General features: G+C 33.5%; 16 protein-coding genes. 5 read left to right on the top strand and 11 right to left on the bottom strand.

Features of this window, described 5'->3' with window-relative positions:
- Positions 1 to 62 precede the first annotated feature (62 nt).
- Together E0F76_RS12070 and E0F76_RS12065 are read left to right on the top strand one after the other, a co-directional pair.
- Positions 63 to 2,324 (top strand): aconitate hydratase, encoded by a 2,262-nt coding sequence (locus tag E0F76_RS12070; protein WP_132006217.1) that lies wholly within the window; start codon positions 63 to 65, stop codon positions 2,322 to 2,324.
- A gap of 310 nt (positions 2,325 to 2,634) precedes the next feature.
- Positions 2,635 to 4,296 carry a peptidoglycan endopeptidase gene (locus E0F76_RS12065; protein ID WP_165932694.1) on the top strand — a complete coding sequence of 554 codons (1,662 nt, stop codon included), beginning with the start codon at positions 2,635 to 2,637 and terminating at the stop codon, positions 4,294 to 4,296.
- A 52-nt stretch (positions 4,297 to 4,348) separates the two neighbouring features.
- Here the strand turns inward: E0F76_RS12065 and E0F76_RS12060 are convergent, their stop codons facing one another.
- The 10 genes from E0F76_RS12060 to E0F76_RS12020 form a co-directional block, all read right to left on the bottom strand.
- Positions 4,349 to 5,212 (bottom strand): NAD(P)-dependent oxidoreductase, encoded by an 864-nt coding sequence (locus E0F76_RS12060; RefSeq protein ID WP_132006211.1) that lies wholly within the window; start codon positions 5,210 to 5,212, stop codon positions 4,349 to 4,351.
- 120 nt (positions 5,213 to 5,332) lie between these two features.
- Positions 5,333 to 6,634, bottom strand: coding sequence for a hypothetical protein (locus tag E0F76_RS12055; protein ID WP_132006208.1), 1,302 nt, complete (start codon positions 6,632 to 6,634; stop codon positions 5,333 to 5,335).
- A gap of 107 nt (positions 6,635 to 6,741) precedes the next feature.
- Complete coding sequence (locus tag E0F76_RS12050) at positions 6,742 to 8,283, bottom strand: IS1182 family transposase (RefSeq protein ID WP_132006205.1); 1,542 nt, start codon at positions 8,281 to 8,283, stop codon at positions 6,742 to 6,744.
- Between the two features lie 266 nt (positions 8,284 to 8,549).
- Entirely contained in the window at positions 8,550 to 9,377 is an 828-nt protein-coding gene (locus E0F76_RS12045; protein ID WP_132006203.1) for a hypothetical protein, read from the bottom strand.
- A 219-nt stretch (positions 9,378 to 9,596) separates the two neighbouring features.
- Positions 9,597 to 11,669 carry a M3 family metallopeptidase gene (locus tag E0F76_RS12040; protein ID WP_132006200.1) on the bottom strand — a complete coding sequence of 691 codons (2,073 nt, stop codon included), beginning with the start codon at positions 11,667 to 11,669 and terminating at the stop codon, positions 9,597 to 9,599.
- 803 nt (positions 11,670 to 12,472) lie between these two features.
- Positions 12,473 to 13,024 carry a chlorite dismutase family protein gene (locus tag E0F76_RS12035; RefSeq protein ID WP_132006197.1) on the bottom strand — a complete coding sequence of 184 codons (552 nt, stop codon included), beginning with the start codon at positions 13,022 to 13,024 and terminating at the stop codon, positions 12,473 to 12,475.
- A gap of 108 nt (positions 13,025 to 13,132) precedes the next feature.
- Complete coding sequence (locus E0F76_RS12030; RefSeq protein WP_132006194.1) at positions 13,133 to 13,954, bottom strand: ABC transporter ATP-binding protein; 822 nt, start codon at positions 13,952 to 13,954, stop codon at positions 13,133 to 13,135.
- Between the two features lie 57 nt (positions 13,955 to 14,011).
- Positions 14,012 to 14,467, bottom strand: a complete 456-nt coding sequence (locus E0F76_RS12025) for an ATP-binding cassette domain-containing protein (protein WP_246022050.1) — start codon at positions 14,465 to 14,467, stop codon at positions 14,012 to 14,014.
- Positions 14,457 to 14,609, bottom strand: coding sequence for a hypothetical protein (locus E0F76_RS19340; protein WP_165932693.1), 153 nt, complete (start codon positions 14,607 to 14,609; stop codon positions 14,457 to 14,459). Before E0F76_RS19340 ends, E0F76_RS12025 begins: the two co-directional genes overlap by 11 nt.
- Before the next feature lie 458 nt (positions 14,610 to 15,067).
- On the bottom strand, positions 15,068 to 15,766 hold the full coding sequence (locus E0F76_RS12020; protein ID WP_132006191.1) for a Crp/Fnr family transcriptional regulator: 699 nt from the start codon (positions 15,764 to 15,766) through the stop codon (positions 15,068 to 15,070).
- Positions 15,767 to 15,938: 172 nt separating this feature from the next.
- On the opposite strand from E0F76_RS12020, the gene E0F76_RS12015 reads away from it, so the two are divergent.
- The 3 genes from E0F76_RS12015 to E0F76_RS12005 all read left to right on the top strand — a co-directional run bounded on the left by E0F76_RS12015 (position 15,939) and on the right by E0F76_RS12005 (position 21,543).
- The gene (locus E0F76_RS12015) at positions 15,939 to 19,451 is read left to right on the top strand and encodes a nitrate reductase (protein WP_132006188.1); all 3,513 of its coding nucleotides are present in this window, start codon (positions 15,939 to 15,941) and stop codon (positions 19,449 to 19,451) included.
- An 83-nt stretch (positions 19,452 to 19,534) separates the two neighbouring features.
- A complete protein-coding gene (locus E0F76_RS12010; protein WP_132006185.1) occupies positions 19,535 to 20,962 on the top strand; it encodes a rubredoxin in 1,428 nt (475 codons plus the stop codon).
- Between the two features lie 32 nt (positions 20,963 to 20,994).
- Positions 20,995 to 21,543, top strand: a complete 549-nt coding sequence (locus E0F76_RS12005) for an acyl-CoA thioesterase (protein WP_132006182.1) — start codon at positions 20,995 to 20,997, stop codon at positions 21,541 to 21,543.
- A 165-nt stretch (positions 21,544 to 21,708) separates the two neighbouring features.
- Here the strand turns inward: E0F76_RS12005 and E0F76_RS12000 are convergent, their stop codons facing one another.
- The gene (locus tag E0F76_RS12000; RefSeq protein WP_132006179.1) at positions 21,709 to 23,739 is read right to left on the bottom strand and encodes a S9 family peptidase; all 2,031 of its coding nucleotides are present in this window, start codon (positions 23,737 to 23,739) and stop codon (positions 21,709 to 21,711) included.
- Positions 23,740 to 23,897: the final 158 nt, after the last annotated feature.

Raw genomic sequence — 23,897 nt, 5'->3', positions numbered from 1 at the left:
TACTCAAATTTTTTGTAACTTGTGATGATTAATTTAGAACAACAAAAAAATACTTATATATTATGGCATTTGATATTGATATGATTAAAAAAGTGTATGACAACATGACTAGTCGTGTTGATGCAGCACGAGAGATAGTTGGTCGCCCACTTACTTTGAGTGAGAAAATTTTGTATTCACATCTTTGGGAAAAAACACCTTCTCAAATGTATAAAAGAGGTGTAGATTATGTGGATTTTGCTCCCGATAGAGTAGCTTGCCAAGATGCAACAGCACAAATGGCTTTATTGCAATTTATGCATGCTGGAAAGAAAACAGTTGCCGTTCCAACAACAGTACATTGTGATCACTTAATTTTAGCCAAAAACGGAGCTGAAAAGGATTTGGCTTTTGCAAAAACACAATCCAGTGAAGTTTTTGATTTTCTATCTTCTGTTTCTAATAAATATGGAATTGGATTTTGGAAACCTGGTTCTGGCATTATACACCAAATCGTTTTAGAAAACTATGCATTCCCTGGAGGAATGATGATAGGTACCGATTCACATACTGTAAATGCAGGTGGATTAGGAATGCTGGCTATTGGTGTTGGTGGGGCTGATGCAGTAGATGTAATGTCTGGAATGTCTTGGGAGTTGAAATTTCCGAAACTTATTGGAGTAAAATTGACTGGAAAATTATCAGGTTGGACTGCTCCAAAAGATGTTATCTTGAAAGTAGCTGATATTCTTACTGTAAAAGGGGGAACAGGTGCTATTGTTGAATATTTTGGCGAAGGCGCTACTAATATGTCCTGTACAGGTAAAGGTACAATCTGTAATATGGGTGCCGAGATTGGTGCTACTACGTCTACCTTTGGTTATGATGATTCCATGAGAAGGTATTTAACTGCTACAGGTCGTCAAGACGTGGTTGATGCTGCTGATAAAGTAGCGGATTACTTAACAGGTGATGCTGAAGTATATGCTAACCCAGGACAATATTTTGATCAAGTTATTGAAATTAATTTATCAGAATTAGAACCCCATATTAATGGACCTTTTACTCCAGACAGAGGAACTCCAGTTTCAAAAATGAAAGAGGAAGCAGCTGCTAATGGATGGCCTATAAAAGTAGAATGGGGGTTAATAGGATCCTGCACCAACTCTTCTTACGAAGATATGGCTCGGGCGGTCTCGATTGTAAATCAAGCGGTGGAGCATGGAATTACTCCAAAAGCAGAATTTGGCGTTAACCCAGGTTCAGAGCAAATACGATACACTATCGAAAGAGACGGGATGATAGCTGCTTTTGAAAAGCTTGGAACTAAAGTGTTTACTAATGCTTGTGGTCCTTGTATTGGTCAATGGGATAGAGAAGGTGCTGATAAACAAGAGAAAAACACAATCGTGCATTCATTCAACCGAAACTTTTCTAAAAGAGCAGATGGTAACCCAAATACACATGCTTTTGTAACTTCACCAGAAATGGTTGCTGCATTAGCAATTTCAGGACGATTGGATTTTAATCCTTTGACAGATGCTTTGTTGAATGATAAAGGCGAAGAAATAATGTTGAAAGCTCCATTTGGCGATGAATTACCAAAAAGAGGATTTGATGTGAAAGACAATGGTTTTCAAGCGCCTGCAGAGGATGGGTCAGGAATTGTAATTGCTGTTAGCGAAACTTCAGATCGTTTGCAATTGTTAGCGCCTTTTCAAGCTTGGAATGGTAAAAATATAATAGGAGCTAAATTATTAATCAAAGCTTTCGGAAAATGTACTACGGATCATATCTCAATGGCCGGACCTTGGTTGCGTTTCCGAGGACATCTTGATAATATTTCTAATAATATGTTGATTGGAGCTGTAAATGCTTTTAACCAAAAAACAAATTCAGTAAAAAATCTATTAACAGGGGAATATGATACTGTGCCTGCTGTAGCACGTGCTTACAAAGCTGCTGGGATTGCTTCAGTTGTTGTGGGAGATCACAATTATGGTGAAGGTTCTTCAAGAGAACATGCTGCAATGGAGCCGCGTTTCCTAGGTGTAATAGCAGTTTTAGTAAAGTCATTTGCACGAATTCACGAAACCAACTTGAAAAAACAAGGAATGCTAGGTCTTACTTTTGCTAACGAAGCGGATTACGACAAAATTCAGGAAGATGATGTTATCAACTTTATTGATTTAGTGAATTTTGCTCCAGCTAAACCGTTATCAATAGAATTTGTTCATGCCGATGGAAGTAAAGATGTTATTTTAGCAAATCATACCTATAATGCTAGTCAAATTGGTTGGTTTGTGGCAGGTTCAGCTTTAAATTTAATCGCTGCTGAAGCTTAGCTTAGTTAAGATTTAAAATATAATTCAAAAGCGCGCTGTGAAAACAGCGCGCTTTTTATTTGTTAAATTGAATATAAAGAGCTGCTAAAAAAGTGCGTTATTATTAATTTTAGATTAAATTTGTTTCAATTATTATTTTATATTTAAACTATTGCATTAAAGGAAAAAGAATTATCATATTTTCAATTAATGACACTGTGTTTATAGATTATAAAGTATTTAATATTTTAGTGTTTGCAAACAAATTTAAAAGGATTTTATGAAGTGTTTTAGTTGGTTGTTTCTTTTTTTATTTTTTAATAGTATTAATATGTTTTCGCAAGAAAAATATACGCATCATACTGTTTCAAAAGGTGAAACTATCAGTAAAATTGCAAAAACGTATAATGTAAGTCCAAAAGCAATTTACGAATTAAATCCTGATGCTAGAAAGGGTATCCAATATAAATCGGTTTTGATAATTCCTATTGCATCTTCAAATTCAAAACTAGAAAAAGCAATACCTGAAAAAGGTAATCAAATTAGTGATGTAACTCATGAAGTATTACCTCAAGAAACGCTGTACGGAATCGCAAAACAATATAATGTAAAAGTAGAAGACTTGTATTCCTCTAATCCAAATCTGGAGCAAGAAGGATTAAAAAAAGGCCAAACGATTTCTATTCCACAATCGGTATCCAATAAATCAAATAAAGTAACAAGTATCGAAAAGGATATTTTACCTGCAAAAAACACTATTAAGGATAATACAAATCCGAAAATAGAGACGCTAAACTTACCGATACAAATTGAGAAAACGGATGTTTCAACTGAATTGTCAAATTATGAAGTTTTGCCAAAAGAAACATTGTATTCTATTGCCAAACAAAACGGAATCACTGTTGATGAGTTATATAAAATCAATCAAAATCTAGAAAAAGAGGGTTTGAAAAGTGGTCACACTATTAAAATCCCTCAAAAAAGTTCTGATAAAATTGTATTAAAAGAAACTCCAACACCAGTTATAAAAGAGAAATCGATTCCTAAAGAGGAAGAAGCGGTAGTAATACAAACAACTTTGCAAAAGAATAGTTCCATAGCAGGAACTGAATATAAAGTTTTACCAAAAGAGTCCTTGTTTTCCATTGCAAAGAAAAAAGGAATATTAGTAGCCGACCTTAAAAACGCCAATCCAATACTACAATCTCAATCTTTAAAAAGAGGACAAATAATTTCTATTCCTGTCAATACCCAAAACAGTACTACTCTAGTAAGTAAAGAAAAAACACCAAAAACAGATAAAGACCTCAGTGAAAGTGATAAGGCGAAACAAATAACGGTTTCTTCACTTCCGGATGCAGGAACTAAAACCAATGAAAAAGAATATATTCGAGAGGTATTAGCAAAGGAGACCAAATACGGAATTGCTAAAGAATATGGTATTACAGTTATAGAATTAGAAAAGCAAAATCCAAATATTGCAAAAAAACTTGCCATTGGATCAACACTTGTCATTCGCAGCAGCAAAGTATTTAAAGAAGATATTTTGAATGAAAAAATCATAGTCGAAGAAATCAATAAAAATGCAAACAAATCAAAATCATTTCACGACGCTGCTTTTTTGGACCAATTGATTGAAACGGCATCCGAAAATATTGGAACTCAATATAGAATAGGTGGAACTACAAAAGAGGGTTTTGATTGTTCAGGATTAATTTGCTCTACATTTGGGACCTATGACATTCAATTACCTAGAACATCTATAGAGCAATCTCAAGTTGGAGTAATTGTGAATAAAGAAGATGCTCAAAAAGGAGATTTAATTTTCTTTAAAACCGGTAGAAGGAGTCAAATTAATCATGTTGGAATGGTTGTGGAAGTAGCTAATGGAGATATCAAATTTATTCACGCCTCAAATAGTGGCGTTATGATTTCTTCGATTAAAGAGAAATATTACGTGAAACGATTCTCGCAAATCAATCGTGTGTTGTAGCTAAAACCACTTTTTATATTTGAATTTGATTTTCACTAGCAGTTTTTGGTGATTAAATTCCTTTCAGACTTTTTATAATTGCCATCACATCGTCCTCGCCTAAACCTTCATTTAGTGCTTTGCTGTAACTTTCGAGTAAAGGATTGGCTAATGGCGCATCTAATCCAGCATCTTTGGCCAGTTTTAAATCTTTAACAAGATGTTTAAGGGCAAATGCAGCCGGAAACGAATCATTCAAAATAGAGGTAGATTTGATTTTTGAAATGCCATTTGCACAGGCACCTTCGTTTACAATTGATAGCATATTTTCTTTGCTCACCCCATTATTTTCTGCAAATAATATTGTTTCGGCTAATCCTTGAAGATGAAGCCCAAGGAGATAATTGATAGCCAATTTAGCGGAACTAGCTACGCCAGCAACACCCACATAAATTGAAATTTTACCAAGTACATTAAAAATAGGTTTAACGAGATCAAAGGTTTCTGGATTTCCACCAACAATTATGACCAATGTTCCCTCTTGTGCAGGTTTTACGCTTCCAGAAACTGGAGCGTCAATAAAACCAATTTGATGTTTTTTACTAATCATTGCCAAATAGCGGGAAGTTTCAGGTGAAACGGTACTCATGTTGATAATTATTTTTTCGGAATTATTTTTTGATAATAAGCCTGATTTGCTTTCAAATACTTCCTTTACCGCAGCATCATTGGACAACATCGTCACTATAACATCGCAATTTTCCATCAATTCCTGTGGACTAGTCGCAGGAATTGCGCCAGCTTCGATTAATGGCGTTTCTTTGTCTTTTGTACGATTATAAACGGCGACTTTAAAACCTGCTTTCAATAAATTTCGCACCATTGGATTTCCCATGTTTCCAAGACCAATCCAACCTAATTTCAAATTAGTATTCATTTTTTATTATTTTTTTGTAACGTTCCCGCGCCTGTAGCCGTTTGCAACTTACGAAGACGAGTATTTTCGGCTGAACGAAAATACGAAATAAAACGATAATTCCACTAAATTCGCAAATGGCTACAGACGTGTGTTAGCGGTAGGCTTTCGGTTATGCATCATATGGTTAATTACAAAACATAATTTACTTATTTTCTTTCGAGTAGGGTGTTTTTTATAAAACTCAATTCCAAAAATATTTACAGGTTTTCTGTAATATAATTTATAATATCCAAAATTGATTTCTTTGTTTTTATATTTTTTTTTGCTGGTATTTCTGTAAATACTTGATTCTATATGGATTATGAATTTTTCGTTTTCGTAATTTTTAACAAATTCTATAATTTTATTCTTTGGAATATTTTCAGCTATCAAAACAATACATCCACATAAATTTGGAATAATTATATCGTTTTCATATTTAGAAATTGAAAAATTCTTTTCCCAACTATTGTTTCTATAAATTAAGCCTGCGTTTATTGAAGAAATTAGTGCAGTTGAGTCTAAATAACTTGGATTATAAACTATGCAAGGGTTAAGTGCGATAGCAGCTCTAAATTTTAAAGAATATTCGTTTTGACGTTTTTTATTCTCTTCATCATAGTCAACTAATTCTTGAGTATTAAAGAATCTTATTTTGAAAAAAGAATATAAATGATAATCTTGATACTTAAGTTTATATAATCGTTTATAGTCATTAATTAGGGAATATAAATTGTCATTTGAGCCTACAGTTAGGAATAAAGGATATTTATTATTTGCATACGTTTCCAAAAATGGATTTGTTTCAATGGAAGTTATTATTTCAGCGAAAGATTCATCGACTTGAAATTTTGGATTTGCTTTACGAATTTGTTCTATTATATTTGGTAGTGAATTTAAGATATTTACAACTGATTCAGGATAATCCACTTCTCGATGTATACTACCAGTAAATTGCTTGCCTTTTTTCCAAAAGTGCTTCCAGTGTTCTGTTGATAAATATGAAATTTTGAAAGTATTAAGAACATTACCACTTAAATTAATTAAATCTTTTTCTTGAACTTCTTCGATTTTTTTTTCAATTTTATAGGCATATAAAATCTGATTAATCATCCTAAATAACTGTATAAGCAAAGAATGTACATGTCGAGAAATGATTTTCTTAGAACGTTGAATTCTAATTTTCCTTGGTAGAGTTGTTGTAAACCAAAAAAATATAAAAGCAGCAATATTACTATAAGAGATATTAAGTAAAATCCGATTCAATTTTGAAGTTAATTCAACGTTTAAATTTGAGGGAATTAATGGTAATATTTCTAAATCAACACTTATTATTATCCATATAGAAAATAATAAAAGTAATGATAACCAAAAGGTATAATTTATCTTAATATATTTCACAATAAATAGGTTTTTAGTTATTTAGGGTTGCTTGCCACCAACGGCAGTTTGTCTAAAAACCTATAAACTGCGTTATTTTAATTAATTTCAGAGTAAAAATAGTTGATTTAAGCTCCAGTTAAATATTTTTTAGAATATATATTTAGTTTGGGATAAGAAATAGTATACGCGTAAAAAGCTTTAAAAAAGCTTCTTATAGCAAGAACAAATAAAGTCAGCATTTTTAGATACTGTTTTAAAAGATTTTGGTCAATTAAATTGAAAATTCTACGCAGATTGTAAGCCGTAAAGATGAGTCCCACATCGGCAGAGGCGTGTTTGATTGTTTTCTTGGTCATGATGTAATAAAATCCCCATTGCCTTTTGATAACGCCGTAAGGATGTTCTACAATGGCTTGTCGTTTGCGATAGATTTCGTAGTTGTTTTCCATTCGTATTTTGTTTTCATATATCAAATCAGCATACTGGGAACGCTCAATGAGTCTTCCTTTTTTATTTTTGGTGCATTGCGAGAAAAATACGCAGGACAAACAGCCAGCAGTTTTGTAATGCTTCATTTTGGTTATGGATTTCCCATTGGTTTTATTGTACCAATTTCCGTTTGTGGTTAGGATTTCATTGGCAGGGCAAGTATAAGAATCGTTGTCTTTGTTGTATTTAAAATGTTCTACATCAAAAGCTAAATCTGGTGCATGAGCTGCTACACCAGGAATGGCTACCAAAACGTCAATGCCAAGCATATTAGCGTATTTAAACTCGCTTCCGGTGTGATACCCTTTGTCGTAAATGGCGGTGAAGTTGTTGTGTCCCAAAATAGTTTTGCTGCGCCGAAGCATACCGCCCATTGCTTTGGAATCGTTTTCATTGGTAACCTTAAAATCAATAGGAATATTGTGCTGGGCATCAACAACAGTTTGCACGGTATACGCCACTTCGGAGATATTGTTACGGGTCATAATTTGGCGACTATCAGGATCTGAAGTCGAGATTTGAGTTACTCCTGTGGTGTCAATTGTATTTTGATATTCAATGTATTTTTGTTTTTGATTAGTGTGTTTCTGAATTTTTTTAGTGATGATTTTATTGTTTTCAGAATCGCCATCTTCTTTGGCTAAAGCGGCGTTGTATTCTTGGAGTCGCGCATCGATATAAGCAATGTGTCGTTCTATTTTTGCAGGATTAAAGTTGTTTTTCTTAGAGTTTTGAGCTCTAAGTTTAGTACTATCTCCCGCTACCAAAGTTCCTCCAATGAGTTCAAAATGAGCTGCCATTTTTACTGTGGCACGAAAAACACGAGCAATGGCTTTAGGATTGTCTTTGCGAAAATTAGAAATAGTATTGTGGTCAGGAACAAGCCCTTTCATAAGCCAAATCAGTTCAATGTTGCGGGAGCATTCTTTTTCAAGAGTTCTGGAAGAACGCATACGATTGAGATAACCGTAAATAAATAGTTTCAGTAAATCCGAAGGGTGATAAGCGGGTCTTCCGTTTTCGACAAACTCAAAATTAAATCCAAAATCCGATAGTTTTAGACTGTCCACAAATAAATCAATGAGTCTGATTTCGTTGTCTTGCGCAATAGCATCGTCAATAGATGTTGCAAAAAGCGGGAGTTGGTTTCTGTTGGTTCCAATAATGAATTTACTCATAAGCTATCTTTTTAGCGGTTTAAACCTATTTAAAGATACAGAAAAGGAATGTAAGAAACAAGTTTTTTGAACGATTTTTAATACAAAAAAAACAAATTAAGGAAAGGGAGGTTTTTAGACAGTTTGACGGTTTGCAGCTACCCGAAGGGCGGGTCTTTTACCACAAGACTTGATTTGAAAAGCTAATGTTTGATTAACCACAAAACTGTCTTTGGAACACGAAACCCCGCCTTTTGGGTAGGTGCTGTTATGCGGTCGTTTTTCTTTCACGTTGGTCGTTTAAATTCAATTCTTTCACCTGTCCATTTTGTCAAGTTGCCTGAAGCGTCAAATAAGCTAAACTCAACTTCAAATTTGTCACCACCGTCAAAATTAAAAGCACCCGAACACATACCGTGTCCAATAGCAATTACTTTGTCATCCGGTTTCAAATAGTATGTTGTTTCAATTCCAGTTGATTTGTTTTTCACTGTTGTTTTGATTAAATATTTTGAATTGTCTGCAGCAGAATAGGTAAAATTCGCAAAAATTGCAGGTCCACAACCATACATATTATAACTGCTATTCTTGAATTTCGGATTACTTGTCCAAGTCGGGGATGTAGTGTCATTGAAATTTTTAACTGTCCATTTGATTTTTTCTCTCTGTCTTGTTGAGTCATTATACCTATAAACTTGAGTTTCTAAATCATCTAAATTTTCAATTACCAATTCATATTCTTGTCCAACGGAAAGAGTTGTCTCGGGTTTTAATATTGCTTGTGTAAGACTAAATTGTCCTACCAATAGTTCTTGAACGTTTAATTTAATTTTCTGCTTGTCCGATTTCAAGTATACTTTATAAGTTGTCCCAAGTCCGTTAATTATTTTTTGGCTTGTTGCGTAGCCGTCAATTACAAAAATTGAGTTTTGGTTAATTGTCTGTTTAGTCGGCCAAAAATAAAGTCCGCTTGATGCACATTTTGAAAACCCGTCAACTGTCGTCAGAAGTAAGATTAATATTGGAATGATTTTTTTCATATTGTGTTGTCTATGTTGTTGGTTGTTCTTTAAAATGCCGCATAACTCGTTTATAGTCGCTATAAAGTAGCGCATATACACCCAATTTTGGGTGGATTGTCGCAACTGAATAGCGCATTATATTTAATTCAAATATAATTGTTTTCTTGTAGATTTTTCATGAAAATTGCTAATTATCTCGTGTTTCGGCTTGCGTGAAGGATGGAAGCGGCATCCCACGCTTTTTGGCGTGGATACAGCGCACAGCCTGACCCTTGTGGTCACGCCCAAATTTTAATTAAGATTGATTTTTGTTTATTCTAGTCCAAGGCTTTTTATGTAAGCTTCATTATTGGATGGTCGTCCTAGGAATTCTTTTACGGCTTCCTCGATGTCTCTTTGAGTGCCATTGGCTAGAATTAATTTACGGTATCGTAATCCTGTTTTTGGATCTCTGAGTCCATTTTTTTCAAATGCTGTAAACATATCCTCAGCAAATACATTTGACCATAAGTAACCGTAATAATAAACCGGATGCGTGTTAATGTGAATCCAACTGGCTTGATAATGCGTGCCCTCAACATAAAACTTCATGACATCTAATTTGTCATCAAGATTCTTCCATAATTGATCGGTAGCAATTCGGTTTTTTGGGTCGTATTTGTCGTATAAATTCATGTCATACAGTGCGCTTCGTTGCTGGCTAATTGCTGATAAACCAGAAGAGACATTTTTTGCCTTTAGCATATTGTCGAAAGTTGTTTTTGGTAACACTTCGCCCGTTTGATAATGTTTGGCAAAGGAACTTAGAATGTCATAATTCCAAAGCCAATTTTCAAATAACTGTGACATTGCTTCGCTGAAATCCGCTTTAGAAGAAGATTGAGAGGAGAATTCACCATTATAAGACATGCCGTTAACAATATGTCCAAATTCGTGAAACAAGGTATTCAATTCTTTTATACTCAATAGTGAAGGAGTGGTCTCGGTAGCTTTGGTGAAATTACCCAGCAACATAGATACGGGTATTTCATAACCTTTTGGTGTCAATTTTCCAGGAGTCAATCCTACGCCATAAAACCATGTTTCCTTATTTGGCCTAGGAAAAAGATCTAAGTAAAAGCGACCTTTTAGATTGTTTCCTTCGTAAACTTCATACATTTCTACTTCTTTATACCATACAGAAGGATTTTCTACTTTTCTAAATTCGAATCCCAACAAGGTTTGATAAATGTCAAACATTCCTTTCAGACATTGCTTCATGGGAAGATATGCTCTAAGTTCTTCGGTATTTACATTGTATTGTTCTTTTAAAATTTGGTTTTTATAATAGGCAGCATCCCAAGCATTTATTTGAACGTTTTGTTCCTTTGGGAATTGCTTTTTCTTTTGGTTTTCTAAAATTGTAACGTCTGCTTTTGCTTTTTCTTTTGAACGACTTACCAAATCATTCAAGAATGCCCAAACGGTTTTGGGGTCTTTGGCCATTTTTGGTACCAAGTTATAAGCTGCATAGGAGGAATAGCCCATAATTGTTGCTAATTCATATCGTTTTTGAACTAAACTATCCAGGATGCTTAGGTTTTTGTCGGAAGCTCGGTTGTAAAATTTAAAATAATACGCCTTTCTAGTTGCTTCGTTTGTGGCATTACTCATTATTGTTGCGTTGGTAGCATTTATTATTGGAATCTCATATTTGTTTTCTGCCACTTTATATTTGGCTTTAAATGCTTCGGGCAATCCTTCGGCAGCTTTTTCATCTACAATCAAGTTTTCATTGTACCCATTCATATTATCCGAATATTGAGAGGAAAGCTGACTGATTTCTTTGGTTAGCTTTTTGAATTTCAATAGCTTTTTGTCATTCAAATTCACTCCTGAAAGTTCGAAATCTAGAATGGCATCATCGACTAAAATCTTTTTGTTGCCTACTAATGCAGCATATGATTTTGATGATTTGAAACGGAGCATTTTATCATAAATTCCTTTATCAGAATGAATACTAGTGGATAATGAATCTAATAATTGATATCCAGACAGTCCCTTTGCTCGAATGAGTGAATCGGTAGAAACCCAATAAAGCATAAAGCAATTGTTGGATGTTTTACTGATTTTATTAGAAATGTCATCCATGGCACCAAATACATTTAAAAATGTTGCTGACTTTTGTTTCTTGATTGAGGCGATCATTGTATTGACATCATTCACCGATTGATTGGCATAAGCTTCTACATCTTTGGCGGTAACTTTTGCATAGTCAATAGGGATGTTGAGGTCTACAAGAAATGGATTTTTCATAGTATTATTCAATGATTGGGAAGAAATTTCGAAAGTTGATAGGAAAAAGAATAAAAAAGAAATGAATAGTAGTTTTGTTTTTGAAGTCATTCTAATGAATTTTAATAGTAGTATTTGAAAAGGAATAGGATAGTAAAAATACAAATTACTTACCACAAATACTATTTAATAAAAACAGAAGTTTTGGTCAAGAATATTATAGTTCGAACTTCCAAATAGTCTTTTTTTTACAAATTAAAACACAACCTTTTAGCCGTTGAACTTATGTTAGAATTAAGCTGTTTGTTGCAAAATAAATACTGAAGACGCTAACAATTAATAGCGTCTTATTTTTTAAATAGCTAAATAAAGAAGCCAACTCCAGTTTAGTTGGGAGTCGGCTTCTTTATTGATTTAGCTAAACCAATTTCTTTAGTCGAATATCAAATTAGATTATTGAAAGGTTAATGTTTGATCAAAATGTTTTTTATTTATATAATCAGGCTTATAAAATCTTTTAATACACCAGATGGATACTAAAAATAGTAAACAATTGACAACTGAAATCAGTAAATGGAATAGATTACTCGGAAATAAAAGAATGAAATCATGATTTTTTATAGTAGCAGAATAACTGGATACACAAAATGGAAATAAAAAGAGTCTGATTTTAATCCATATATCTTGTTTTGAACCTTGTTGGCTTGTAGATAAGATAAGAGCAAATCCAATAATGAAAGAAATTCCAATTGAACTAGCCCACAATTTTAATGAAGGTTCAAAGTATATCGTCATAATTGTGCAATACCAAATTAGATAGCACCACAAAATAATTTTTTGGAATTCTATTTTTTTGAAGTAGCTAATAACAGTTGTTTTCATAGTATCACTTTTAACTAATTATAGGTTAGTGTCTAAACTTTTTTTTTCAATCGAATATCAATTTCTCTATCGACATAAGTCCATTCTTCTGTTTTTCGAAGTGTATACAAAAGTTCTTCAAAAGCATCGGCATCGCCAGGAGCATATTTGAACCAAGTCAAAAAATTAAAGGGTTCTCCAATATCGCGAGAGTGAAATAACTTTCGGGCAATGGCGGGTAAGTATTTCATTCCGGTATGTGTGTGCTGGGATTTGTTTTCCATAATTTTTCGGCGCTCATCTTGAGCTAGATTCCACCATGCTTCCGATTTCCGAATGGGAATAAATGCAGCAAGAGTTGCATTTGGTCTACCCAAATTTTCTTGAATAGAGACAAGTTTATCCTTGTCTTTTTTTTCGGTGTAACGTAAATTGCTTACGATTCCTTTCAGTGTCCAGATTCCCTTTTCAGTTTGAATTAAATTGCTAGATACTTTTGTAAGATGAGAGACTGATGAAATTGGGTCACCTTTCAGCGTTGCTGTTAAAGTAACTTTCCATTCACCAGATTGGTCTCCTATGAAATCAAAAATTGTTGTTGTCATGTCTTAAAAATTTAATTAATTTTCATTTTTATTTATTTCTTTTTTAAGCATAAAAAGGCCGTAATGCTTCACTATTACAACCATTTCTATCAAAAACCAAATTAATTATTAATGTTCCAAGAAATTAATTAAATGTTCTCTATTATTGTAATAGGTTTCATGTTCAAGAATAGCTTTTCTATTTCGAGGTCTTTCATAATTGATGTCTAGGATATCGCCTATTTGTGCTCGAGGTCCCGATGTCATCATAATCACTCGATCGGCTAGGAAAATAGATTCATCAACATCATGAGTAATCATAATTCCAGTTGTTTTTTCTTTGTCTAAAACTTCTAATAAAACATCTTGTAATTCACCTCTAGTCAAGGAGTCCAACATTCCAAAAGGTTCATCCAGTAATAATATTTGCGGTTTTAATGCCAAGGCTCTTGCGATACCGACTCTTTGTTTCATTCCTTGCGAAAGATCTTTGGCTTTTTTGTCAAAAGCTCCGTCAAGACCCACTTTGCTTAAATAATGTTTACAAATATCTTCCCTTTGTTTTTTTGTAGCGTTTGCAAAAACTTTATCTACTCCTAATTGTACGTTTTCTAATGCGCTCATCCAAGGTAATAAACTCGGCGATTGAAAAATCACTCCGCGATCAGGACCTGGACCCGAAATAGGGGTGCCATCAAGAATTATTTGCCCGCCAGAAATTGGATTTAAACCTGCAATCATGGATAATAAAGTGGTTTTTCCACAACCAGAATACCCTATAATGGACACAAATTCTCCTTCTTTTATTTTTAGATTCAAATTTTCTAATACTACAAAATCACCATTGGGAGTTGGATAGATTTTAGTCAAATTAGCTAATTCGAGCATGTATTTTTCAAATCCTAAAGGATCACGATTGGATTTATTGTTGTCTTTTATGGTTTCTAGCATGATACGTTTATTTTAAATTTACTCGTTGATAGCAATTAATAATTTCATTAAAAAAAATTAGTCAAATTTTAATGGAACTAAATCGGGTAAAACATACTCGGTAATTACCATACCGGCAGTTCTTTCCTGTCCAATTTCCATTAGATATTCAATAATTTCATTTCTTGATTTTTTGAAATCAACTAAATGATTCAAAGCGATTTTATCTCGAGGTCTTTCCAGTTTAATTTCGAATTCAGGTCCTAAAGTTGCCTTTGGTCCAGGACGTAATGGTATCACTCTGTCGGCCATAAAAACGCCTTCGTCAACATCGTTGGTAATTAATACCGCCGTTCTTTTGTCTTCGCTCCAAATCGATAAAATTTCTTTCTGAAGATTGCCTCGAGTCAAAGCGTCCAAAGCACCTAGTGGCTCATCCATTAAGATCAATTCGGGTTTCATGGCTAATGCTCTTGCAACAGCCACACGTTGGCGCATACCTCCAGAAAGTTCTCTGGGTTTTTTAACCAGCAATAGTAGCAATAGTTGGTGTATCTCTCCAAGTACGTACACTTTGTAAAGCTAATTTTATTGGTAATTTTTCATCGCCATAGTTTAAGTTCAATCTGGAACGTTGCCCGATGAAGGAAGTATGACTGGTTGTTGGTGTTAACAAAGTACCAAAGCCATTGGTGTATTCTAATCGTGGTCTAAGCTGAACATGCTAAATTCTTGGGAATAAGTTGTTGTGCCTAATAAACCTAATAAGGATAAACCAATTTTTTGTGATAATTTCATAATGAATGTTTTAGTTAGTATTTGTTTTTAAATATCTACTCTGCAAATGCACCTACGTATTAATACTTAGGCTTAAAGCTTTTGGCAAAGCGTTTTGACTTTTTACGCTACTAAAAAAACAATTTATAACATAATAAAACATGTTAAAATACAAAAATACGTTTTAAATGTTTGGTATATAGGTTGGTGTGTGGAAATTAAAAGAATTAAGTATTCGATTAATTAAGGAAAGATTTACTTAGATTAATAAGTAAGTTAATTTGCTTGAAGTTATGGACTAAAAAAAGCCCAATATTTTGGACTTTTTTATTAATATTGCAATAAGTGGATAGGAAATTATTTGTGTTCAATTATTTCGCGTTGCATTTTTTCAGTATCTAATAGGCCTATTTTTTTTTCAACAATTTTGATTAGTCCTTCTTTTTTAAGACTTGAGAGTATCCGTGTTATTTGTTCATCTGTGGTTCCAGTAAAATCGGCTATCTCTTTTCGAGAAAGGGTGATATCAATTAAACCGTTAGATTGTCCAAATTTTTTGTGTAAGTACAAGAGTGCGTCAATAACTCTTTCTCTAACATTCATTTGTGCAATTTTTTTTACATTGTTTTCGCTTTTATTGAGCTCTTGTGCATAAAACAACATCATATCATAAGTAAATTCAGGAATGTTTTTTAGAATTCCTTGCATAACCTCATTGCTAAAATTACATAAAACGGTGTCTTCTATAGCAGAAGCAGCTATGAGGTAACGGTTTTTTGTTCCAAATCCTCTAAATCCTAAAGTATCCCCTTCCTTAGCCAATCGTACAATTTGTTCCTTTCCGTAGATTCCAGTTTTTATCACCTTTGCCTTTCCGCTAAAAATAAAATACAATCCTTGCATTGGAGCGCCTTCAATCATAAATTGCTGTCCTTTTTTACATGAAAAATTTATTTTTTGCATAACATAATCTTGCATTTTTTCAAGATGTAAATGCTTTTTTATGAAACAATTCGAATTGGTACAAACGGAACAATCTGCATTTATATTTTTCATTTTGGAATAGTATTAAGATTTGTAACCATTTTCAATTAATATTCAACAAACTTAAAAAAAAAATTATTAAAAATACGTATTTATACGTAAAAATACGTATTTTTACATTTTCAAAATTGAAAGAGGACTATTTTTGTACAAGGATTCAATATTAACATAGATACAGTTTATAATGCAAAATACAGAAATCAAAACTACTTGTTCCTATTGTGGTGTAGGATGTGGAATTATTGTGAACAATGATTCTAAAAATGGAGTATCGGTAACTGGTGATATAAATCATCCCGTAAACAAAGGAATGCTTTGTTCAAAAGGGATGAATCTACATTATGTGGTCAATGATACTTCGGATAGAATTTTATATCCCGAAATGCGGTGGAGCAAATCGCATCCAATGGAACGCGTGAGCTGGGATTCAGCTTTAGAACGTGCTGCTGCAGTTTTTGCGTCAATTATAAAAAAACATGGTCCTGATAGTGTAGGTTTTTATGTTTCAGGCCAATGCTTAACTGAAGAATATTATTTGATTAATAAATTGGTTAAAGGATTTCTTAAAACTAATAATGTAGATACTAACTCAAGATTGTGTATGAGTTCTGCAGTTGTGGGTTATAAAAAAACCTTTGGTGAAGATGCGGTTCCAATTTCCTATGAAGATATCGAACTAGCGGATACATTCTTGATTTCTGGAGCTAATCCTGCTTTTTGTCATCCAATACTTTTTCGTCGTATTGAAATGCACAAAGAGAAAAATCCGAAAACTAAAATTATCGTTATCGATCCTCGTAGAACAGATTCGGCTGCATTGGCTGATTTGCATTTGCAAATCATTCCAGGAACAGATGTTGTTTTGTGTCATGCCATTGCGAAGATTTTAATCGAAAAAGGATATACAGACAGCGATTTTATTAAAAACCATACGGAGAACTATCAATTATATAAAGACTTAGTACTATCGAGTTCCTTAGAAAAAGCATCTAAACTTTGCGGGATTACTATTAGTGATATGAAATTAGCTGCTGATATTATTGCAAAGGCGAATGGATTTATTTCACTTTGGGCAATGGGATTGAATCAAAGTGCTATTGGTGTTGATAAAAATACCGCCTTATTAAATCTTTCGCTTCTTACTGGACACATCGGAAAACCAGGATCAGGTCCATTTTCATTAACTGGGCAACCCAACGCAATGGGTGGAAGAGAAGTAGGAGGAATGGCTAATTTATTGGCTGTTCATAAGGAATTAAATAATCCAGTCCATCGCCAAGAAGTAGCTGATTTTTGGGGTGTTGAGACCATTTCAGGAAAACCAGGTTTGACAGCTACTGAAATGTTTGATGCATTAGAATCGGGAAAAATGAAAGCGATTTGGATTATTTGTACGAATCCTATGGTGAGTTTACCGGATTCTAGAAGAGTAGAAAAAGCCTTGCAAAATGCTAAATTTGTCGTAGTTCAAGATATTTCTCATAATTCTGATACAGCTAAATTTGCCGATTTATTGTTGCCTGCTGCAGGATGGTTGGAAAAAGATGGAACCATGACCAATTCTGAAAGACGAATTTCCTATTTGCCAAAAGGGATTAATCCTCCAGGTGAAGCACTTTCTGACGTAGAAATTCTAATTCGTTTTGCGAAAAAAATGAATTTCAATGGTTTTAATTTCAATACTACCGAAGACGTTTATAAAGAATACACTCAAATGACTAGAGGAACTAATATCGATATTTCCTATTTAAATTACAATCGATTAAAAAACGAAGGAACTTTTCAATGGCCTGTTCCTGATTATGGACATCCTGGAACACCTCGTTTATTCGCAGATAAAAAATTCTTTACACCTTCACAAAAAGCTATTTTCAATATTCCGACGGCAATTGAAAATACATCTGAACAGCCCAATGACCAGTTTCCACTGATTCTAACTACTGGTAGAATTAGAGACCAATGGCATACTATGACTAAAACAGGTAAAGTGTCTCGATTGATGACGCATACTCCGAGTCCAATGCTGGAAATAAATCCAATTGACGCTTTTAAAGCTGCAATAAAGGAGGGTGATATTGTTGTGGTAACAAGTAAAAACGGAAATGTTCGTGTAAAAGCAAAAATTTCAGATGCGATTAAAGAAGGAGTTGTTTTCTTGCCCATGCATTGGGGAAAACAATTAGAAAACGATTTGAATAGAACCAATAATCTAACCAACACTGTTGTTGACCCCATTTCGAAAGAACCCGATTTTAAATTTACTGCTGTTTCAGTCGGAAAATTTGTAAAACCATTCGAAAAAATTGCAGTTGTAGGAGCGGGAGCAGCCGCATTTAGATTCATTCAGAATTATAGAGAAATTAATACGACCGACGAAATAATTGTATTTTCAAATGAAGAAAATCCTTTTTATAATCGTGTATTGTTACCTGAATATATGACAGGAGAATTTTCTTGGGAGCAACTCTTGAAAATTAAAGAAGACGCGCTAAAGAAGTTGAATATCACAATGAATTCGAATGTTTCGATTGAGAATTTAAATACAAAAGAAAACACAATTCTCGATAGTAAAAAGGTGCTGCATACTTTCGATTCATTAATATTAGCAACAGGAAGTCGCCCATTCATCCCTGAAGATGCTCAATTGCATTTGCCTGGACGTTTTACCATGAGAAAAAAGAGCGATGCGGATCGATTAAAAGACTATTTAGACAGTACTAATTTACCAGTTGAAGAACAACATGTGGTTATCGTTGGAGGTGGATTGTTAGGATTGGAATTGGCAGCAGCCTTAAAACATAAAAAAGTTAAAATTACTATTATTCAACGGGCTTCACGTTTGATGGAGCGTCAGTTAGACCGAATTTCAAGTAAATTATTGGCAGAAGAAGTGCAACTTCGTGACATCCAAATCTATTTTGATAATGAGGTTAGTACTGTTTTCGAAACTGAAAACCCTAAAGAATTAGAAATAGCATTAAAGAGTGGACGAATCCTTACTGCCAATGCCATTGTGTATACCATTGGAACCATTCCAAATATTGAATTGGCCAAAGAATCTGGAATTTCTTGTGGTCGTGGTGTAAAAGTGAACCAATACTTACAATCATCCAAACCTAATATTTTTGCAATTGGTGAAATCGCTGAATTCAATAATCAATTATTTGGAATCACTTCAGCGGCAGAAGAACAAGCCGATATTTTGGCTAATTTTATGGCTGGTGATATCAGTAGTTTTTATAAAGGTTCTGTTTTAATGAATATTTTAAAACTCGAGGACATTAATTTATGTAGTATTGGGATTATTGAAGTTCCAGAAAATGATGATTCTTATGAAGAAATTGTTTTTGCCGACTTAGGTCAGCGCTATTATAAGAAATGTATAGTCAAAAATGATTTGTTGATAGGTGCAATTTTGATGGGTGATAAAAATGAATTTGCCGAATTTAAAACCCTAATTGAAAGTAAAATTGAATTGTCCGACAAACGAAACACCTTATTAAGAGGCAGTTCGAACGCCAAGCCTGTTTTAGGAAAACTCGTTTGTTCTTGTAGTCAAGTAGGTGCTGGCAACCTTGAGGAATGCATCAAAAGTGGTGTAACTAATTTTACCGAATTATGTAAAACTACAGGAGCAGGATTGGGTTGCGGAAGTTGCAAATCAGAAGTAAAGGAAATTTTAGCTAAATGCAAATAAAAAGTGATCAGTGTTCAGTTTTAAGTGATCAGTTTAGAACTGAAATCTAAAATCAGAATTCTAAATTCTAAAATCTAAATAACATGGAATTAACTCGATTAATAGTAAAAGGAGGCGTGATTTCACCAGGTGAATTAAAGGAAATTGTTGCCATGAGTATGGAACAAGGACTCGAATCTATTTCATTTGGCTCAAGACAGGATATTATTTTCCCAAAAGGGTTTAAAGCCATTGATAAGGAAAAAATGGGGAAACATCACTTTGTGTTTCCAAATGAAAAAAGCGGAAATAATATTGTTTCGTCCTATGTTTCGACAGATATTTTTAGAAATTCTTCTTGGCTTACAGGAAATAAATTTTTGTATGTCTTAGAACAATTTAAAGAACAACCCAAATTAAAAGTAAATATCACCGATCCAAATCAAGAATTGGTTCCTTTGTTTACAGGGCATATTAACTTTATAGCTTCCCATCATGAGGATTATTGGTATGTTTATATCCGTTTGCCAAAATGGGATAAAATGGAAGTCTATCCCGTTTTGATTTACAGTTGGAATATAGCCGAAGTCTATTACGCTATTGAAAATATTCTAAAAGAAGAGCCTGATTCTGCCGAGATGATTTTTCAACTGGTTAACGACGAATTAGATACAAATAATAGAACTATCGACAAGCCCTTAAATGTTCCATTCTACCCGTTTCCGTATTATGAAGGAATGAATAGATTGGGTATTGATCAATATTGGTTAGGATTATATTGGAGAAATAATTTATATGATTTAGATTTTCTAAAAGAGATGTGTGATTTATGTTTTGAATGCAAAATCGGAAAAATTTGTATCACACCATGGAAATCATTTGTTGTCAAAGGAATTCCTAAGGAAAGAAAATTAGATTGGGAAAAATTTTTAGGAAAAAGAGGGATCAATGTCCGCCATTCCTTATTAGAATTAAACTGGCATTTGCCTGTAGCCGAAGAATGGGCCTTAAATTTGAAAACCTTTTTGGTTAGAACTTTAGATCAATTTGACATTAGTACTTATGGACTTACTTTTGGGCTTTCGGAATACAACAGAGATGGGCATTATTTTACATCGATTGTAATTGAAAAAAATGACACTCCAAAAGAATTAGAATCCATTAAGATTAGAGCAACCTATAATGTTTTATATGCCAAAAACTTTGACCCCAATTCCAAGGAATACATTGTTCATACTCAAGATGTAGATAAGCTCGAACTGCCGAATATTTTGATTGAATTGAGCAAGAAATATTTTAATGAATTAGGTACTTCAGTGGCTGAGGAAAGTGCAACTACAGTAAAAAAAGAAGTTAAAAAACAAGATGTTCATCAATGTCCTGAATGTTTAACACTTTATAATTCTGAATTTGGAGATGTGGTTCAAGGGATTCCAAAAGAGGTATTATTCAAAGATTTACCTGAAGACTATTGTTGCTCTTTATGCGAATCGCCTAAAATAAATTTCATAGACTTGGCGACAATAAACTAATTTAGTGCTTTTAAAAATCTTAATAAAAATAAATGAAAACCCGATTCAAAACAGTAAAATCCTCCCATATTAGTATTTCGGAATTGATGTTGCCTTCACACACTAATTTTAGTGGTAAAATTCACGGTGGATTTATCTTGTCCTTATTAGATCAAATTGCCTTTGCTTGTGCTTCTCGATTTTCTGAAAATTATTGTGTAACTGCTTCCGTTGATACTGTTAACTTCTTAAAACCTATTGAAGTTGGCGAATTAGTTACGATGAAAGCGAGTGTGAATTATGTTGGACATAGTTCCATGATTGTAGGGATTCGTGTTGAAGCTGAAAATATTCGAACAGGAGCCGTAAAACATTGTAATTCCTCCTATTTCACTATGGTTGCCATAGGCGATGACGGAAAAAAAGCAATGGTTCCAGGTTTAATTCTGAACAATCTCAAAGAAGTAAGCCGTTTTCAACATGGAGTGAGGCAATTGGCTCTGAAAAAAGAAAAAGAATACCAAAAAAGCGTAGCGACTTTTGGATCAATCGAATCCATCTTGAGTTCTAAAGACTATCATGTTAAGGTAGAATTGGAATAAAGAAGCTTTTTTTACTTGAATAAACTATACGCCGCAAATTCACAGATTTCTAGTAGAGAATCTGCGAATATGCGGTTTGTTATTCAGTTTTGTTTTTAAAATTCCAAGCTCAATTTTTTGAGAGTGATTTGATTAATTGAGTTGATTTATTATTTCTAAAACATTTTATTTTTTAGGCTCGTAGGTAACTTTCGAAATGTCAACTGTAATTTCTTTTAATCGGTTGGCAACATTTTCAGGCATCTCTTTTTGATATTTTCCGCCAAGAATTCCTGCCAAAAATTTTTCTGTTTCAGCAAACATTGCCATATTGTTAACGGGCTTTCTAAAGCCGTGGCCTTCGTCATCTGCCATTAGGTAGGAAACTTTTTTTCCTTTGTCTCTCAAAGCAATAACAATTTGATCAGCTTCTGCTTTTTTAACTCTAGGGTCATTTGCCCCTTGGATTATCAATAATGGTTTTACAATTTTATCAGCACTAAACAACGGACTTGCCTCCTCCATTCTTTTTTTGCCTTCTTCTGTTTTTGGATCGCCAACCATTGCATAGAGACTAGCTCTTCCTGCTTCCCAATAAGCAGGTATCGATTCTAAAAGTGTGAAAAGATTACTAGGGCCAACAATATCAACACCACAAGCATATACGTCTGGGGTAAAGGCTAAACCAGCTAAAGTTGCATAACCACCATAACTCCCGCCCATAATGGCAACTTTATCTTTGTTTGCAATTCCTTGAGCAATTAAATATTTTACGCCCCAAGTAATGTCATCTTGCATTAATTTCCCCCATTGTAAATCACCTGCATTCAGGAATTTTTTACCATAACCTCCACTTGCTCTAAAATTGGGTTGCAAAACAGCATAGCCTCGATTTGCCAAAAATTGAGCATATGAATTATAGCCCCAATTATCTCTAGGTCCCTTTGGTCCACCATGAATAAACATTATTACTGGTAAATTCTTTCCACTTGAACCAACAGGAAGAGTTAAATAGCCTGAAATTTCTACGCCATCACTACTTTTATATTTTATTGGAGTCATTGCTGCCAAATATTGTTCTACTTTTTTTAATGCTGGTCTTGATACATATTGCAAAAGCAATTCTTTAGTATCAATATTAAAAAAGTATAATTCTGAGGCATATTTATCTCCCGAAATTGCTACCAATAATTTCTTTTCATCTTTTGTCAAACTCTGAAAAGTTATTTCTCTCCCTGGAAATTTTGATTGTAAATAGGTATAACTTGCTTCCCATTTTTTGTCTTTCCAATAATAGGTAGTTTTGTCATCGGTATAGGAAGTAGAAATAATTTCGTGTGTTAAATCACTTGTATTAAGTCCGCCAAAATCAACTTTGTTTTTAGGATCACTTTCTATTTTAGTGATTTTTTGAGTGTCTAAATTCATTAAAAGTAAAGTAGAAAGATTTAAATCTCCTTTATTGCTTACTATGTAGATTTGTTTGTTATCAGGCGTCCAACTAGTAATGTAAGCTTGTTCTGAAACTGATGTTTCGTATATTTGAGTTAAGGATTCGCCTTCTTTTTTGTACATTATTGTATTTCCCTTTTCGTCAGTTTTAGATACTACTCTTAAATTTTCGTCCCAATCAAAGTCAAAGCCTGTAACTCTATCCTTATTTTCATAAATCTTAGTAAGTTCTCCTGTAGCAATTTTTAGCTCATATAAATCGTGCCAAGCTTTATCTCTATCGTTTAATGATACGATTATTAAATCTGGGTTTTTCTTACTTACTAAATTTATTTTTGCAGCAATTCCTTTTAGTGGAGTAAGGTTTCGAGATGCTGGAACTTTGCTTGATTCAGCTGTTGCCATTGGATCAACAGCAAAGATATTTATGTTTTCATCGCCATTTTCATCTTTGACATAAAGGATGTATTTACCGTCTTCTGACCAGAAATAGCCTTGCATTGGACGTTTGCTATTCGTAAGTGGCCTAGCATTCCCAAAAGGTTCATCGAATTTTTTTACCCAAATATTCATAATGCCCTCATATTCCTTCATAAAGGATATGTATTTTCCATCAGGACTTAATTTACCACCAACAAATTCTGGATTTCCAAAGAATAACTCACGGTCTAAAATTGGAATGTCGGTTTTGATGGTTTTTGTCTGTGCAAGGATAGCATTCACTGTGATAATAAATACTGCAAGATGTAGCAAAGTTTTTTTCATAAAATAAAGATTTAAATGTTTAAAATAATTATTGAGGGTAAAAAAAATAAAAATATTTATTATTTTGTTTATTGGAATTGCCTTGTAAATATATATCAAATTAATGTAAGGTATTGATTATTAAGGTAAAAAAAGAAAAATAATATTTTTTTAAGTAC

This window comes from Flavobacterium cellulosilyticum (genome assembly GCF_004349355.1).
In the GTDB taxonomy this organism is placed as follows: Bacteria; Bacteroidota; Bacteroidia; order Flavobacteriales; family Flavobacteriaceae; genus Flavobacterium; species Flavobacterium cellulosilyticum.
Note: the sequence above shows the minus strand (reverse complement) of the source record. Positions and strands in the feature narration are given on the sequence as shown.